Annotated in this window: 12 protein-coding genes; 7 read left to right on the forward strand and 5 right to left on the reverse strand. The window is 44.7% G+C overall.

The features are described 5' to 3' along the window. Positions 1-92: 92 nt before the first annotated feature. Positions 93-1022 carry a heme o synthase gene (cyoE, locus tag ACETMN_RS14130; RefSeq protein WP_036608378.1) on the reverse strand — a complete coding sequence of 310 codons (930 nt, stop codon included), beginning with the start codon at positions 1020-1022 and terminating at the stop codon, positions 93-95. A gap of 462 nt (positions 1023-1484) precedes the next feature. Between cyoE and ACETMN_RS14135 the strand changes: the two genes are divergently transcribed. Continuing rightward, positions 1485-2405: an NAD(P)/FAD-dependent oxidoreductase gene (locus tag ACETMN_RS14135; RefSeq protein WP_192131791.1), complete on the forward strand. Its 921-nt coding sequence runs from the start codon at positions 1485-1487 to the stop codon at positions 2403-2405. A gap of 299 nt (positions 2406-2704) precedes the next feature. Beyond that, positions 2705-5968, forward strand: a complete 3264-nt coding sequence (locus tag ACETMN_RS14140; RefSeq protein WP_411736258.1) for a bifunctional cytochrome P450/NADPH--P450 reductase — start codon at positions 2705-2707, stop codon at positions 5966-5968. 303 nt (positions 5969-6271) lie between these two features. On the opposite strand, the gene ACETMN_RS14145 is transcribed toward ACETMN_RS14140, so the two are convergent. Next, positions 6272-8092: a collagen-like triple helix repeat-containing protein gene (locus tag ACETMN_RS14145; protein WP_091016644.1), complete on the reverse strand. Its 1821-nt coding sequence runs from the start codon at positions 8090-8092 to the stop codon at positions 6272-6274. Positions 8093-8353: 261 nt separating this feature from the next. On the opposite strand from ACETMN_RS14145, the gene ACETMN_RS14150 reads away from it, so the two are divergent. The 3 genes from ACETMN_RS14150 to ACETMN_RS14160 all read left to right on the forward strand — a co-directional run bounded on the left by ACETMN_RS14150 (position 8354) and on the right by ACETMN_RS14160 (position 11450). Beyond that, positions 8354-8941, forward strand: a complete 588-nt coding sequence (locus ACETMN_RS14150) for a TetR/AcrR family transcriptional regulator (protein ID WP_074094904.1) — start codon at positions 8354-8356, stop codon at positions 8939-8941. A 68-nt stretch (positions 8942-9009) separates the two neighbouring features. Further along, a complete protein-coding gene (locus ACETMN_RS14155; protein ID WP_091017707.1) occupies positions 9010-10491 on the forward strand; it encodes a DHA2 family efflux MFS transporter permease subunit in 1482 nt (493 codons plus the stop codon). Between the two features lie 311 nt (positions 10492-10802). Beyond that, on the forward strand, positions 10803-11450 hold the full coding sequence (locus tag ACETMN_RS14160; protein WP_091016643.1) for a hypothetical protein: 648 nt from the start codon (positions 10803-10805) through the stop codon (positions 11448-11450). 87 nt (positions 11451-11537) lie between these two features. Here ACETMN_RS14160 and ACETMN_RS14165 read toward each other — a convergent pair whose 3' ends face one another. Further along, positions 11538-12515 carry an alpha/beta fold hydrolase gene (locus tag ACETMN_RS14165; RefSeq protein ID WP_091016641.1) on the reverse strand — a complete coding sequence of 326 codons (978 nt, stop codon included), beginning with the start codon at positions 12513-12515 and terminating at the stop codon, positions 11538-11540. A gap of 199 nt (positions 12516-12714) precedes the next feature. Here ACETMN_RS14165 and ACETMN_RS14170 point away from each other — a divergent pair, with 199 nt between their 5' ends. Next, the gene (locus ACETMN_RS14170; protein WP_411736259.1) at positions 12715-13692 is read left to right on the forward strand and encodes an MBL fold metallo-hydrolase; all 978 of its coding nucleotides are present in this window, start codon (positions 12715-12717) and stop codon (positions 13690-13692) included. Between the two features lie 53 nt (positions 13693-13745). Here ACETMN_RS14170 and ACETMN_RS14175 read toward each other — a convergent pair whose 3' ends face one another. Further along, a complete protein-coding gene (locus tag ACETMN_RS14175) occupies positions 13746-14327 on the reverse strand; it encodes a LysE family transporter (RefSeq protein ID WP_091016638.1) in 582 nt (193 codons plus the stop codon). A 128-nt stretch (positions 14328-14455) separates the two neighbouring features. On the opposite strand from ACETMN_RS14175, the gene ACETMN_RS14180 reads away from it, so the two are divergent. Further along, entirely contained in the window at positions 14456-15010 is a 555-nt protein-coding gene (locus ACETMN_RS14180; RefSeq protein WP_105598573.1) for a helix-turn-helix domain-containing protein, read from the forward strand. Positions 15011-15143: 133 nt separating this feature from the next. Here ACETMN_RS14180 and ACETMN_RS14185 read toward each other — a convergent pair whose 3' ends face one another. After that, complete coding sequence (locus ACETMN_RS14185) at positions 15144-17561, reverse strand: family 43 glycosylhydrolase (RefSeq protein ID WP_411736260.1); 2418 nt, start codon at positions 17559-17561, stop codon at positions 15144-15146. Positions 17562-17834: the final 273 nt, after the last annotated feature.

Below are 17834 nucleotides of genomic sequence, written 5' to 3' on the forward strand. Positions count from 1 at the left end.
TAACAAAGCAAAAAAGCCTTACAGACGACTCCTTGGTAGAGTACAGTCTGTAAGGCTTTTATCGTTATAACGAGTGGAAATATGGAATATTTTTATCTCATCATTTGAGCAATCAGGGAATACGCAATGATGACCAGGAAGATAATAGTGATATGGTTAATGGAGAAGATAAACATCCGTTTGGACCATTTCTCTGTTTCTTTCTTATCAAAGGTAGCCACACTGAGAATGAGCCAGGCCAAGCTGACCAGAAATGCCACAATAGCGACAAATGGACTCATCGGCCAGAATAAAAAGCTGGAGATCAGTAACAGTACCAGATACACATTTGTCTGAATGTATGTCCGTCTGATGCCTTTAACAACGGGCAGCATGGGAACACCAGCAGCTTTGTATTCGTCAAAACGACGAATCGCAATCCCGTAGAAGTGAGGCATTTGCCATAAGAGCATCGTAACAACCAATGCCCAGATCTCGAAATGACCCAGTTCCGGTGAAATGGCTGCCCAACCGATGAGTGGAGGCACAGCACCCGAAAGACTTCCCACTTCCGTGTTGTAGATCGTTGTACGTTTGGTCCACATCGTGTAAGGGAACACGTAAAGCAACAGACCCAAAATACCAAATACAGCAGCGGATGGGGAAGCGATGTACAACATGATGCCCCCGATGATGGTGATGGCAATACCGAGAATCAGACCCGACTTGGTATCTACGCGACCCGTAACGGTAGGGCGTTTCTTCGTACGTTCCATGATCGCATCGATATCACGATCATACAAGTTGTTAAACACCCCTGCAGCTCCAATAATGAGAGAAGACCCAATAAAGGAAAGGATGATTGGTACAATATTAGCTAAGATTGAAGCATCAAATACATATAAAGCCAAACTTAAACCCGCAAACATGGCGATCAGGTTGGACTTGATGATTCCGATTTTGATCGTATCGAAGAATACTTTCGGAATCGAGCTATACTCCAGGCTGATATTGGTCTGTGAACCATTGTTCAATGTTTTCAAGAACTCACTTCCTATATCTATACTTGTATATTATGTCGCTATTATACCATTCAATACACTATGTGATTTAATTAACGTTTTAGTATTTAAAATAATGTCATTTGATTGTGAACAATTTAAAAACAAGGTTGTTTTTAATTGTTAAATAATTATTTCTGTGTTACAGGAGAGAATCCAAAAATCCGGGTATAACACTGCTTTAAAGTTTGTTCTGTCATTGTAGTGTAAGTGTAAATAATCTTTTATTCAACTGACACAGGCTGGATTGAAGAAGGTAGTTAAAGATATATGTTGCAAAATGGTTAGGTTTTGTTTATTGTAGATATAAGATATCTTTAATAGTCTTGTTTTGATGTGTTCTTGTAAATCTCCGATATTACTTTCTTAAGAGAGAGCGGAGGTTATTTTTAAAACTAAATTAGAGATATTAAATGTCTGGAAAGGGTGAATAGTATGGGTAATATGAATCAACTCTTGGATGTACTTATTATTGGTGGAGGACCAGCGGGGCTTAATGCAGCCCTAGTACTCGGCAGGGCCCGTAAGAACGTTGTGGTCATCGATGATGAGACACCGCGAAACTGGGTAACAAGGGAGACGCATGGGTTTGTGACAAGAGATGGGGCTAGTCCACGTGAATTCCGCAAAGCAGCCAAAGAACAGATTGCAGCGTATCCCTCAGTTCAATTTGCATCCGATACGGCAACAGCGATAACAGGTAACGATGGTGATTTTGTAATCAAGACTACTCAGGGGGCAAGTTATCGCACGAGAAAGATTTTGTTTGCGGTAGGTAAGAAAGACCTTCCTTTGGATATTAACGGATTAACAGAGGTTTACGGTAAAAGTGCGTTTGTGTGTCCATATTGTGATGGATGGGAGTTAAGAGACCAATCGCTGGTCATCATCGTTAGTGGAGATAAGGCATTACATATGGCAAAAGTCATATCCGGCTGGACAACACAATATACGATCTGTACGAATGGATCAGATTCCTTAACCGATGAGCAGCGTGAAGAGCTGAAGCGGCATAATGTTACTGTATTCGATGCACCGATTCAATCCATTAACTCTGAAGAAGGGATGGTACAGCAAGTTGTACTAAATGACGGTATAGCGATTCCATGCACAGGAGTCTTCTTCCAACCAAAACTGTTTACCGGATCAGAACTGCCAAAGGCCATCGGTTGTGAAATTACAGAGTCGGGGACGGTTATCGTTGATGCTTCCGGCAAAACATCCGTAGCGGGTGTTTACAGTGCTGGTGATGCAGCATCCGAGATGTATCAGGCAATCACGGCTGCGTCTCTGGGGGCATTGTCTGCGGTAAGCATTAATAATGAATTGAATTTCGAGAAGTGGGATGAGCCAACTCATCGTTAGATTAAATTAATAAGCGTCATAGAATCATAGCGTCATTGGTTCATACAGTAGGGGATTGCATATGCAATCCTCTATTTGTTGTTATTCAACCTAAATGTTGAATAATTCAAATGAAAGTAATACAGCTAGAAGAAAATTTGATATTAATTTAAAATTGGTTTATTGTATTATCAAATGATACAATTATCTATCATTTATAAAATCATCAAAGGAGAGATCACTTATGAATGAAAGCAGAACAGCTATCATATGGCTAACGAATACCTTGCTCTACGGCGTACAGTTAAGAGGTGATCATCATGAGTGATGCAACTTACATTCCACAGCCCAAAATGTATGGACCACTTGGCAATCTGCCTTTGATAGATAAAGAGAAACCAACGCTTTCTCTTGGAGTACTTGCCGAACAGCATGGACCAATATATCGACTTACCGTTCCCGGTTATTCCGGTTTAATCGTATCTGGACCAGATCTTGTTGCTGAGTTATGTGATGTGTCCCGTTTTGACAAATATGTATACAATGAACTCGAAAATGTACGTGCCTTTGGAGGCGATGGTTTATTTACAAGCAGAACATCGGAGCCCAACTGGAAAAAGGCCCATAACATTCTGCTGCCCACCTTCAGCAAGCAGGCCATGAAAGGTTATCATCCCATGATGGTTGATATTGCTGAACAGTTAATTAACAAGTGGGCACGCCTCAATTCCAACGATACGATTGATGTTGCCGATGATATGACACGCCTTACGTTGGATACCATTGGACTATGTGGATTCAATTATCGCTTTAACAGTTTTTACAGACAGGACCACAGCCCTTTTATTGAAAGCATGGTTCGGGCATTAAATGAAGCGATGCAGAAGAGCTCACGTTTGAAAATTCAGAATCTGCTTATGGTGAAAACCAAACGACAGTTCCATGAGGATATTCAGACGATGTTCTCTCTGGTAGATCAGATTATTGAGGAACGTAAAGCGAGTTCAGCACCCGTAGAGGTCGACTTGCTTGCACGTATGTTGAATGGCAAAGATCCGGAGACTGGTGAAATGCTGGATGATGAGAACATCCGGTATCAGATTATTACGTTTCTCATTGCCGGACATGAAACCACGAGTGGTCTATTATCTTTTGCTCTTTACTTTCTACTGAAAAATCCGGAATCGCTTCAAAAGGCGTATGACGAGGTGGATCAGATATTGGTCAGTGAATCACCACAGTACGAGGAAATTCTTCAGCTTTCCTATATTCGCATGATTCTCAGTGAATCGTTACGTCTCTGGCCAACCGCTCCGGGATTTGACGTATATGCCAAAGAAGACACCGTCATAGGTGGCAAATATCCCTTGAAGAAAGGGGAAAGCTGCAGTATTCTCCTGCCTCAGCTACACCGTGATAGAGAGGCATGGGGAGAGGATGCGGAGCTTTTCCGTCCGGAGCGATTTGAAGATACGGCGAAAGTGCCTCATCATGCGTATAAACCTTTTGGTAATGGGGAGAGAGCGTGTATCGGCATGCAGTTTGCTTTATATGAAGCAACACTTGTGCTTGGCATGGTCCTCAAACATTTTGACCTGATCGATTATAGCAACTATGAGTTGGATGTTAAACAGACACTAACGTTGAAGCCGGGAGACTTCCGGATCCAGGTGAAAGAGCGCAAGGTGTCACAAAAGATGAATAAGTCTACCGTATCCGTGGAAGAAAAACCTGCTCCTGTTGTTCATGAAAATATAACAAGTGACAGCCAGAGGGGAGAAATCCTGGCCGTTGAAACAGATGGTAACCCTTTGCTCCTGGTGTTATATGGTTCCAATCTGGGAACGGCAGAAGGCATTGCCCGAGAGCTCGTGGAGAAAGGCCGTTCTTATGGAATCCCAAGTGAAGCAGCCACTCTGAATGAGTGGGTTGGCCGCATACCTCGCCAAGGTGTCGTTCTCATCGTCACTGCTTCGTATAACGGTAAACCTCCGCAAAATGCTACAGCATTTGTAGACTGGTTGAAGGAAGCGGAGTCAGAGGATGCACGGGATGTGAACTATGCCGTACTGGGCTGTGGAGATCGGAGTTGGTCTGGAACGTACCAGAGCATTCCTCGATTGATAGATGAGAAGCTTGAAGAATTGGGGGGTAAAAGACTGTTATCCCGCGGTGAAGCCGATGCCGGAGGTGATATGGAGAAACAAGTTGAGGCGTGGCAGCATATGTTGTGGCCTCAGGTGTTGAATGCTTTGGGGATCAACGCGGAAGTCGTGAAGCCCTCCATATCAAGCACAAGCAGACTTCAAATGGAGATTGTCCGTGAGAAAACGGATATGCCACTTACACGAACTTATGGTGCCAGCTATGCCACGGTGGTAGTCAATAAAGAGCTTCAGGCGCCGGGAAGTGGGAGAAGCACGCGTCACATCGAAGTGTTACTTCCTGAAGGCATGAGTTATAGAGAAGGTGACCATCTCGGCGTGTTGCCTAGCAACTCGAAGCAGAATGTGGATCGGATACTCAGTCGGTTCCGACTAAGTGGGGATATTCAGATCCAATTAACTTCGGACGTCAGCCATCTTACACACCTACCACTGAACAGACCCGTCAAGATTCATGAACTGCTCGCTCATTGTGTGGAATTGCAGACACCAGTTTCCAGAACACAGTTGCAGGAGTTAGCTAATCATACGGTATGTCCACCTCATAAGCGTGAACTGGAAGGCATGTTGGATGAAAACAGCTACAAGGATTATATTCTTGCCAATCGAATCACCATGTTGGACCTGCTAGAAAAGTATGAGGCGTGTGAGCTGCCATTCGAAAGGTTCCTTGAACTATTGCCTCCGCTTAAGCCCAGATATTATTCAATATCCAGCTCGCCAAGCCTGAATACCGAGCAAGCGAGCATAACGGTATCGGTAGTAAGAGAGCCTGCATGGAGTGGCAAAGGCGAATACCAGGGAGTTGCTTCATCGTACCTTGCCGGTTGTCCATCCGGAGAACGTATTCTGATGTTTGTACGTACGCCGGAATCCGAATTTCATCTGTCCGAAGAGGTTGATGTTCCAATGATCATGGTGGGACCGGGGACGGGGGTTGCACCGTTCAGAGGTTTCCTCCAGTCGAGAGCGGTCATGAAACAGAGAGGTATGCCACTGAGTGAGGCGCATTTGTTCTTTGGGTGCAGGAATGATTCAGACTTCATCTATCGTCAGGAGCTAGAACAATACGAACGAGAAGGCATTGTTAAGTTACACACTGCTTTTTCTCGTGCGGATGGCAAGCCCAAAACGTATGTACAGCATCTGATGAAGGAGGATTCCGAACAGTTGATTCACATGCTGATGAACAAAGGAAAACTCTACGTATGCGGGGATGGAAGCCAGATGGCTCCTGCGGTAGAAGAGACTTTACAGCAATCATATCAGGAGGTGCAGGGAGCAACGATGCAGCAAGCCAAAAACTGGCTCATTCAGCTTCAGGCCGAAGGACGCTACGTGCAAGACGTGTGGGCAGGTAAACGAACGGTTGAACCCTCTCAACTTCAATCAGTAGTTTACCAGAACGTAAACAAGTAGTACCTTACGCACAAAAGTATATAACTTGGCAGACCATTCTACCTAAGTCTCAATTTCCAACGCTTGGTGATATTCCGATGACAGCAAGTTATAATGTTGATCCATATCGGGGGCAACTTAGACTACAATCCGTTGATGGTCAGACAGGTTATACATGGACCGTGACCTACGGAGGTTATGTAACCTATTAATTAATAATGGAATAATGCTCTACTCATCCAAAAACAGCCGTTCGATCTGGAGTTCCACATCCAAATCGGCGGCTGTTTTGATTAGGAGCTTTGTAAGAACGAGTAATGATTTTTATCTGGAATCCTGAATCGTTGCCGTACTGTTGTTGGCGCTCAGGGCGGAAATCGGATCGAAAGGGGGACCTGTTATTGTACCTACGAGCAGTGCAATATCCACCGCATTGACCGGGCTGCCCCATGAATTCCCAGAGAAGACCATGACGGCCCGGTCATTAACAAATCCTCGGGTATTATAAACAACATTGCTAATAACTTCTCCAGTCGTATTAGGGTTAAAGTAGGCTGGCTGACGTAAGGAATAAAAAATATTATTTTGTACAAGCAAGCCAGTCATATTTCCAGTCTGGGTCACGAGACCACGATTGACAACCCAACCTGAAGAAGGGCCAGCTTGAGGAGGACCGAATATCGTATTATTTATTACGGTATGATTGGTTCCGCCTAATTGAATAAATTCAACAGCATAAGGGTTATCACTAGTGATCGTTAATCCGTCTACAGTTACTCCGCTTCCAATGATAGTGAAAGGGATAACAGCAGCTTGTAACAGGATGATTGTACTAGGATAGCCTTTTAGAGTTATTCCTGCTTTATTAATGGTAATGTTCGCAGTGATTGGGTATGTGCCACCAAGAATATGAACGGTTCCTGTTGGAGATACCGCGGTTACACCTTGTTGAATCGTTCCAAAAGGACTGGCCTGTGTTCCATTTCCGCCCACCGCGCCTTGTAAAACATATACATTAAAGGGATCGGGCAGTACAGTACCCGTCGCCCCCGTTGCACCCGTGGTGCCAGTAACACCTGTCGCTCCAGCGAGGCCAGTTGCTCCAGTGGCACCTGTATTGCCTGTAGCCCCCGTTGCACCTGTAGCTCCGGTAGGGCCCTCCGGACCGCCAGAGGGTCCAGTGTCACCCGTGGGACCTGTAGTTCCTGTCGCGCCTGTGACTCCAGTAAGTCCTGTGGATCCTGTGATACCTGTAGCCCCGGTAGGACCTGTCGCGCCAGTGTCACCCGTAGGACCTGTGGTTCCTGTCGCGCCTGTGACTCCGGTGAGTCCAGTGGATCCGGTAATGCCCGTTGCCCCGGTAGGACCTGTCGCACCAGTGTCACCCGTGGGACCTGTAGTTCCTGTCGCGCCTGTGATTCCGGTAAGTCCAGTGGATCCGGTAATGCCTGTAGCCCCTGTAGGACCTGTCACGCCAGTGTCACCCGTGGCACCTGTAGTCCCAGTTACTCCAGTGATGCCCGTAGCTCCTGTAAATCCTGTAATGCCCGTGACTCCTGTAACGCCTGTAGAGCCGGTAATACCTGTAGCTCCGGTAGGACCTGTACTCCCGGTAGGACCTGTCACGCCCGTGACACCCGTCGTGCCCGTATTGCCACTGGCACCTATCGCGCCTGTAAGACCCGTGGCACCCGTCACCCCTGTAAGTCCGGTAGCGCCTGTTGTCCCGGTAGCTCCGGTGGAGCCAGTGACTCCTGTAACGCCTGTAGCTCCTGTAGCTCCATTAAAATTCTCACTGCCAAATAATTCGGAATAAACGAGTCGGTGAGCAGCAACCAAAGAGCCGACAGTGTTTTTCCCCCAAAAAGAAACCAAAATGTCCTCAGGGGTTGCTCCTGTAACGGTAATAACGTATTCGAAACTGTTAAGATCAGCAAAATAAGTTCGTGTAGCTACTGCACCGGGTAAGATTGTGAATTGCTCACTTACATATAGAGCTCTGTTTGTAATTAATGAATATCCTTGGACAAGTATAGTTGCGGCGTTTACGACACTCTGATTTTCAACTTTAATGGAAACAATCTGAGTTGGCCTTACCCCATTCACGGGGCTATTATCAATAGGGCCAGTTAGCAGGATTGCCAAGTTTCTCACTCCTTTTCTCAAAAATCGAAACTAAGTGTGATTCAGCATTGATGTATGTGTATTCGAAGACAGGGAAAAGTTCCCTACTTTCTCAGAATGAAATGTATAAAAGGTAATAATTAAAAAAAGAGGATGTTATGATGCCTCTCATATGAAAATGCTTTCAAATTAAAAGTGAAATATTATGATTGACAGCACCGATCTGAGCGGGTTTAATTATATAGACCGATTGTTATAATTATTTGAAGGAAGTGGCTTTCGTTGAGTGAAAAGTCTAATGCTAGAGAGTCCATTGTCAGCACAGCAGCGAGACTGTTTTTTTCACAAGGATATCATGCGACCGGTCTGAATCAGATCATCAAAGAGAGTAGTACGCCGAAAGGGTCGTTGTATCATTATTTCCCGCAAGGCAAGGAAGAGCTCGCGCACGAGTGTATTCAAAAAGCCAATGAACAAATCTTGCAGACATTTGAGAAAACATTTGCAGCCCACGACAATACGGGGGATGCCATTCAGAGATTTATTCATGATTTGGCTCATGAAACAGAAGCGGCAGGGTTTACCGGATTTCTGCCATTCAGCTTCTGGGCAGCTGTGGAGACTTCGTGTATTAGCCAGCAGTTGCGTATTGCATGTCAGGGTGTATTTGCAGATTGGCAGGATGTCATTAAGAAACATCTGATTCTGGATGGCGTTGGTGAAGAGAAGGCGCGGGAGACGGCGCTTCTGATCATTTCTTTGATGGAGGGAGCACTGATTATCAGCCTGACAAATCAAGATAAACAGCCTCTGCTGACGGCTGCTGAGTATTTGTCGGTTGTAACGAAGAACGCCAAACAGATTCAATAATTTATAGCAAGAGACAGAGAAAAAGAAAGTTCGATACGTTTGAGGAGGATGGGATCGTGGAGGTTTCCATGAAGGCTGATTCTGCACAGAATCAACAAGAAACGAAGCAATACAAGGTATTTCCGATTTTGTTCGCAATGCTGCTGAGCGGCTTTATAGGTCTGTTTGGTGAAACGGCATTAAACGTGGCTTTGACACCACTTATGGGTCTGCTTGAAGTTGGACCTACAACGATTCAATGGTTAACCACAGGTTACTTGCTTGTGTTGGGAATCCTGGTGCCGGTATCCGGTATGCTGTTGCAATGGTTTACAACCAGACAGCTGTTCACAACGTCCCTGATTTTCTCCATTGCAGGAACATTTGTTGCTGCACTTGCACCTAGTTTCGAAATTCTGTTGGTGGCACGGGTACTACAGGCGATAGGTACAGCGCTATTGTTGCCACTGATGTTTAACACCATATTGGTTATTTTCCCGATTGAAAAACGTGGAGCGGCCATGGGATTGATTGGTTTGGTTATCATGTTTGCACCAGCAAGCGGTCCGAGTATCTCCGGTCTGATTCTGGCTAATCTGAGCTGGCATTGGATCTTCTGGATCTCCTTGCCGTTCTTCCTGATCTCACTGGTATGCGGCTTGTTGTTCTTGCCGAATATTTCGAAATTGACCAAGCCCAAAATTGACGTACTGTCCATTATCCTTTCTACCCTTGGTTTTGGTGGTATCGTATACGGCTTCAGTAGTGCAGGAGGACACGGGGAAACTGGCGGAGGCTGGACGAGTCCGGTCGTTGTTGCCACTCTCGTTATTGGTGTGTTGTCCTTACTGTTATTCAGTATCCGTCAGTTGAGAATGAAACAGCCAATGATGGATTTGCGAGCGTTCAAATATCCGATGTTTACGATTGGCTTGATCCTGATATTCATCTGTATGATGATGATGCTGTCATCCATGCTGATCCTGCCAATGTATCTGCAACAAGGTATGGCCGTTACAGCGTTAACTGCCGGACTGGTTCTATTGCCGGGTAGTTTGCTAAATGGTTTACTGTCTCCGGTCATGGGCCGACTGTTTGACAAATTCGGTCCGAAGTGGCTTGTGATTATTGGTCTGGCTGTCGTGACGGTTGTACTCTTCATGTACACTGGGATTACACCAACAACGACACTGGCCAAAATTATTACGCTGCATGTGTTCATGATGGTCGGAATCTCGATGATTATGATGCCTGCACAGACGAATGGTCTGAACCAATTGCCACGTGAGTATTATCCTCACGGTACTGCCATCATGAATACGTTGCAACAGGTATCCGGAGCAATCGGTACGGCTGTTGCGGTAAGTATACTGAGCGCAGGACAATCCCGCTTTTTGAGCGGAGTGGCGAATCCGGAAAGTCCAGAAAATCAACTGGCAGGTTTCACGTCAGGTGTACAGAATGCGTTTGTATTCGCATTGGTTCTGTCGATTATCGGTCTGATTACTTCACTCTTCGTGAAACGGGTCAAAGTAGGATCAACGCCAGGACAACAAGGTCCTATGCATTAATCCATTCACTAACAATAATAATTAAATATTATATAAGAGCGATGTGTCCCTTAACTCTAAGGACGCATCGCTTTTTTGCATATTTATTCTATCTTTTTTGGTGTTGACGTGAAACGGGTTACAGGCTTTAGAGTAAAAATGTAGCCGGAATACGGCGGTTCAAAGAATGAATTTCAGAGCAAATACTTCATGTTCCGGCAAAATTGTATATGTTCATACTAATATAAAAGGGTAATATAGAATGTATTAGTACAATTTTTAACCAATTCGAAAACGGTTTATATTTTATTTTTACTCAAGGAGACATCGTTATGATCATCATCAATCCCATTGGCAATAACATTGAAAAGATGCTGTTGCACTACGAAAAAAATGGCCATCTCACTCTACAGGCTTCGCTTATTAGTAATAGCTCGGTTGTATATAGATTGCAAGACTATTGTCTCAAGGTATATGCTTCACGTGCAAGATTGGATGGGGAGATGGAAAGTGAAGCACTTAGGGCATTGCAGAGTAATTCTTATGCACCTACATTGTATGCGTATTCACCAGGTGAGTACACCCTGACAGAGTGGATTGAAGCATACAAGCTGAAAGAGTACCGTGTGACATATGGACACATTCCTCCCAACTTGATATACGATATGTTTACGACGGAACTTCAGCAGATTCATGCTGGATATTGGGACTGGGATGTCATCCGATATGAGAATTTGCTCTGGACCAAGACAGGTGATGTGAAGAGAACGAACTTTTGGTTGTGTGAGCCTGTAAACTCCAGACGTGAGAGCTTATATAACCAAGTTATACGAAGAATTGATAACATCTACAATGGCGATCGAACCGAAATGGAGGCGATGCAGCAGTACTTTTACCGTCACCGGCTCACCTCATCTGAAATTGAACAAGCCTTCAGCGATTTCCGGTCTCAACGGCCAAGACTGGCGAAAGCACAATAAATCTCATACTTAAAACCCCAAAGATATTAGAGAATCTTTGGGGTTTCTTTCATGATATAACATAGTCCTACTTTAGTAGAGTGTACGTTACTTCTTCACCAGGGCCAATATTTCATCGGCAACGAGGTCAGGATGATATTGATGGATGTAATGGTCGGTATCTTTGATGGTTACCTGTTTCGAATCATCTGACCAAGATTTGAATTCTACTTGTGTTTTATCCCATTCGGGCTCACTTGCACCAAAGTAATCAGCCGTCAGTATGGTGAGTGGAAACGGTAAGGTTTGCTTGTGATCTACAACCACTTTGCCATTTTCAGCTATTTCACGTAATTCATCCAACGTGTTTGCATTGCCATAGTTGTGCAACAGCGCAGTTGTATCCAATTTTTTCAGATCGTCGGGTACAAGTTTCAGTTCATTACGATTGGCATTGGATGTTTCCACAACCAAGTCAGATTGCATGGAGAGGCGGAATAGTCCGGTTTGGATACGGAATTTATTCGCAAAACCACCAATTGTGTCTGCCAAAGAGTCATCGTCATTCGAATAATATTCGGGGCTTCCGCCATCAATCATGACGATACCCTTGACGAGATCCGGGTATTTTTGTGCGAAACGGATGGTTTCCAGCGAGCCGAGCGAATGCCCAACTAATACATAAGGTGGCTTCTGTCCAGATACCTGCAACAACTCGTGTAATTCTTCAGCTATGGTATCGACATCACGTTTCTTATCGGTCTGATCACTATATCCATAGCCAAATCGGTCATATACAGCGAATTTTGTGTTGGGAGCAAGCTTTTCATATAATGGATAATAATCTACATAGGGATTAGCGGTACCCCAGCCAGAGGCGAGTACGACAGTTACATCGCCTTCTCCACCAGTATATAGATGCATATTGTCTCCATGTACTTTGTAGAGTTTTCCAGGGGGGACGAGTATTTTGGCATCTTGCCTTAAACCCACTTGTTGGTAGATCACGCCTGTACCCAGAAGCAACAGAATTACCGCGAGGTCAAATATCAAAAACTTAACTAATCTTTTACGCCATTTCTTCATGTTCTCTCACATACTCTCCATGTATTTTCTCTATCATATATGCCCAATCTTATAGGAGAGAAAACAGAGTCTTAATTCTATCTTAATTAGCCGAAAATTGAATATCACCGGCCAATGAATTAATATATAGCTACGATATGAATAGTTCTCATCCAAATATTGAACCTAGATTGATTATATAGAACAGAAGGTATGTATAATGACAAAATACGAAAATCAGCTCCCGACATCAGCCGGCATGAACTTCAAGTCCCTGATCAGTATATTGAGAGATTCCATGCGTGGCAATGTAGAGCGGAGGCCATCTGGCACGATGCCTATGGAGATATGTGAACCCGCTGAAATCTTTAGTGCATCCGATAATCCACAGGTTACATGGTTCGGACATTCGGCTTTTTTACTCGAAATTGAAGGGCACAGGTTGCTCTTTGATCCGATGCTGGGCAATCGTCCATCCCCCGTGTCTTGGGTGGGTACCAAACGTTACAGCACCAATCTACCAATTCAACCGAAGGATTTCCCAACGCTGGATGCAATTATTATATCGCATGACCATTATGATCATCTGGATTATGACTCCATTCGCAGATTAAAGGATAAAACAAAGCGATTTATCGTGCCGCTTGGCGTCCGTCGTCGGCTGATTCAACTGGGTGTGCCTTCGGAACAGATTACCGAGCACAACTGGTGGGATGAGTTATCGTTCAAAGGTCTAACATTGGCTTGCACGCCAGCAAGACATTTCTCGGGCAGAGGATTATTCGACCGTAATTCTACCTTATGGTGTTCGTGGGTTATCGCTGGACAACATACCAAGGTGTTCTTTAGTGGGGACAGCGGATACGGTCCTCATTTCAAGGAAATTGGCAGTAAATACGGTCCATTTGACCTGACCTTGATGGAATGTGGGCAATATGACGAGCGTTGGTCCAACATTCACATGATGCCGGAAGAAACGGTACAAGCACATTTGGATGTAGGAGGTAAGTTGCTCATCCCGATTCATTGGGCCGCATTTACGCTGGCCTATCATGCCTGGAATGAACCGGTTGAACGGATTACGAAGGCTGCACATGCCTTGCAAGTTAAGATTGCAACACCTAAAATCGGCGAGAAGGTTGTGCTTCATACGGAGGAATACCCTACACATCCATGGTGGAGACCGGAATTAGGATAAAAAAATAAAAGCGTTCAGCTCATCAAATGAGTGGACGCTTTTTCTATTGCATTTTACATCAGTATTGATAATGCACTGTAAATTAACAACATACCCATGACGATATTAACAGGACGCTCGTATCTTAATAAAAAGCTCTGGAATAACATGCCACCAAACGCCCAGGTCATATTGGCACTAATACCGATGAAGGTGAGAAGTAAGGAAAATACGATTAATTGTACATGGGACTGCCCAAGAGGCAGAACAAAAACGGATATGGCAGTAAGCCCATACAGAATGACTTTGGGATTGATGAATTGCAGGGTGAACCCAAATAGAAATGAATAATGATTGACCTTGTTTTCCTGCGAATCTGCAGGTTTACTTCGCATGATTTTGAGCGCCAGATAGAGCATGTACACACATCCTAACACGTTTAAGACGGGTGTGATCCTAGGAATATATTGATGAAGAATAAGGTTGAAATAACTGGACAGAAACATAATTAGCAGGCAGCCGGCTGCAACTCCACTAATAAACGGAAGGGTCTTGCGGAACCCCTGATTTTTGGCATGCGTCATGGAAATGATATTGTTGGGTCCGGGTGTAAATGAAGCAATGATTGCATATGTCACTAAAGGTATAATGTTCATGGTTCCTCCACGTTTTCTTGGTTGTGTGATATAATGAACTGAAATGTACGTTACAGCGCACGGTCTTTATCATTGTACAACATGTGCGTTATATAGCACAACATAATTATAAAATGGGAGGATGGATTTTGAAAAACATTAATAGTATTCTTGCTCAGAACCTGAAACAGCTTAGGGAACAAAGAAAACTTAGTCTGGACAAGGTCGCCGAAATGACTGGTATTAGCAAGACCATGCTTGGTCAGATTGAACGTGGTGAATCCAATCCATCCATTGCAACTGTATGGAAGATTGCTAATGGCCTGAAAACCTCCTTCACTGCTTTGATCCACGAGCCGAAGTCAGATACTACCGTTGTTACGGGGGATGATATTCAAGTATTGATGGAGGATGAGGGAAAGGTTCGGATTTATCCGCATTTTCCTTTTGAAGAGGGGCGTCGTTTTGAAATATATATGATGGAGATGGATCTTAAGTCTGAGTTGAACGCTGAACCGCATATCGAAGGTGCGGAAGAATTTATTACGGTCTTTGAAGGTGAAGTTACGATTCGAGTAGGGGCGGAAGATTATACGGTGAGTTCAGGGGAGTCGATCCGTTTTGGAGCGGACAAGCCTCACGCCTATGTTAACTCCGGTGCTAAGACAAACAAATTAAACATGGTCATTCATTATTCGAAGTGACAATAAAGCAGCCTGATGTAATGAACTGCAACACCGCTGTTAGTCGCCTCTAACAAATGGATGCAGTTCAATACATTGGCTGCTTTATAGGTTTGTTCGCTATGGAGTCCAACGTCTATGATAGGACTCTAACTTATGGCTTTTCTTTGGCCTGACGCTGGATTTCCTTGGCTGTTAAAGCCTTATCATATACTTTTACATTATCCAAGCTGCCTTTGTAGAACGGATCAGCCGTATAACGACTCTTGCCCAGATAAGCTTCGGTTACCTGCAGATCTTTCGGGTTAAAGGTGATCTCAGTGCTGCTTGCAACCGATGTACCATTCACATACAGAGTGCCCACATCACCCTGAAGGGTTACAGCGACATGAACCCACTCTTTAGAAGGCAGTGGATCTGCGGCAATGATGCTCTGATCCCTTCCCTCATTATGAATGGTGAATTGTAATGCTCCATTATGCTGGGAGGGAGTGAGGAACATATGCCTCATCAAGCCATTTCCAAAGTCGAAAATACGCTGCCAGGACCCGCCACCGTCCCAATTGACCCAGGCGCTAAACGTGAAATCCGTTGTATCTGTAACGAGTCCAGGTAACTGAATGTAACTGTCGGTTCCGTTAAATGTGGCAGCCTGATTTTTGCCACTTGCAGCAGAACTGACCACGTTAAAGGCTTGTCCGTGATATTCGTTTTTGCTATAATCCTGTGCGACTTTGCCAAGTTTCTTGTGTTCAAAAGTATACTCCCCGAGCAATGGGCTTACCGCTTGCTGTGGAATGATAACGTTAAACGTTTTGGAGCTTACCGCAGTTCCTTTACGAATCGTGGCGGTTAATTTCACTTTGGCATCGCCCTTACCAGCGCGTGGTCGCTGCACTACACCTGTGGTGGATAGAGCCGAAGCATTGGAGCTTTTCCACGTAATGTCTGCATCACTTGTTCCTTTGGTAGGCAGAGACAGATTGAAGAACACGTGATCCGTATTGCTAATGTTCAGATCCTTTTTCACTGCATCTACAATGTCTTGATCACTCCGTTCAACACCTTGACTTCCCCAGATGGCAATCCCGGAGGAGGAGAGGGCGCTAAAGGTCAGAACCGTACTTTGAGATTCCGAGTTCCATTCATGTGTGAAGACGCCTTTGTACACAACGTTATTCGAAGTGATCTGAACCTTGTTGTCTGCACCAAGACTCCATGCTCCTGTCACGGCACCCTGAATCTGCCCATCTGCCGTGAACTGAACGGTCTGGGATGGCTTGATGTCCGCTGTGATGTCCTTACCATGATTCACCCATTGGTACTGACCAGCGATCTCCTGGGTTGTCAGCTGGGTGGTATCTTCTCCCAAAGCCGCATAGCGATATGGAGAAACGACGGGCCAACCGTCTGCATTCATATGCATCTCATGTACGCGAACTTCATGCTCTTCGCCACGCCCTGGAAAGCGGGTATGGAAGATGAGAAACTGTTTGCCAGTCTCCGGATCAACATAAGCAGAGTTATGCCCTGGCGATACATAGCCGCTACCCAGGCCTGTGCCCGGATCACCGATCTGTCTCTCGAACAGGAAGTTCCCCATCAATTTGACTCCAAAAGGCTCAATAGAACGATCATCAAACAACGGTTTATCCTTGTCCGCTTTAACGTTGATCATATCGTTTCCTTCCGCATCGAGGAAAGGCCCATCCGGTGATTGGGAGCGAGCAACACGAATGTTGTATCCTCCATCAGCACCTAGTCCACCGTAAGACAGGTACAGATAATAATAATCGGTTTCGGGACTGTAGAGCATATAAGGGGCTTCAATACGACTATGATTGCCTCCGGTCAGCTTTTTGCCATAACCTTGATTTGGCAGTGGTTTACCTGTCGTTGCATCCATCTCCAGAATGAAAATCCCTCCGGAATACGAGCCATACACCATCCATAACTTGCCGTTTTTATCATAAAAGACATCAGGATCGACCACATTGGGATGGATCGTTGCATCGTAAATGGTACCATCCTCACTGATCTGATCCCACATGCCGGATTTCAACAGAATGCCTTGATCCTTATAAGGGCCTTCGATATTGTCTGCGACAGCAATGCCAAGCGCTGATCGCGGAGAGTCCCCTTTACAAGCATTGTAGTACATATAAAATTTGCCGTCCGCCAATTGAATGACATCTGCTGCCCATAACGTATCTGTCTGCGCCCATTCCAGCGCTTCAGCGAATTCCTTGGTTACATTGGGGACAACAGGATTGTTATCCGTAACACCCGATGCGACGAGATCCCAGTTCAGAAAGTCTTTAGACTTGGCCACTTGCAAGTGTGAACCAAAAATATAAAACGTATCATCCACCTTAATGACAGATGGGTCATGAACGGAAACATTTTTGAATGATGTAGCAGGATTTGCGAGAGGTGTGGTGGAAGTCTGCGAGTTACCCACGGTTGCCCCTGAACCATTTGCGAACACCGAGACCGGTGCCAAAGTTGTTGCAGTAAGTAGAGTGGTGCTTAGAACAGAGATGTTAAGTACGCGAACCCAATAACGTTTCATACGTTTCCCCTTTCCTATTCCCTGGAATGAAAAATCAACCGATACTTGGCAGCACACGATAAAAGGTTCGGCAGACCTCCTTTGAGTAGCTCATTATATCAAGCGCTTTCATTTGTTATATTATCAATTGATTTATATGTTTGTAAACCATAAATGTAATGTTTATAAGAGTAAAATGAAAAATAAATAAGAGACGGGAAGAGCCGATAAAGGTCATTACATTCAAATAAACCAGTTGTCTTTCTCAAATTTAGGATTGAAATGGGGATCGAT

The organism is Paenibacillus sp. M2 (genome assembly GCF_046713495.1).
GTDB lineage: Bacteria > Bacillota > Bacilli > Paenibacillales > Paenibacillaceae > Paenibacillus > Paenibacillus amylolyticus_B.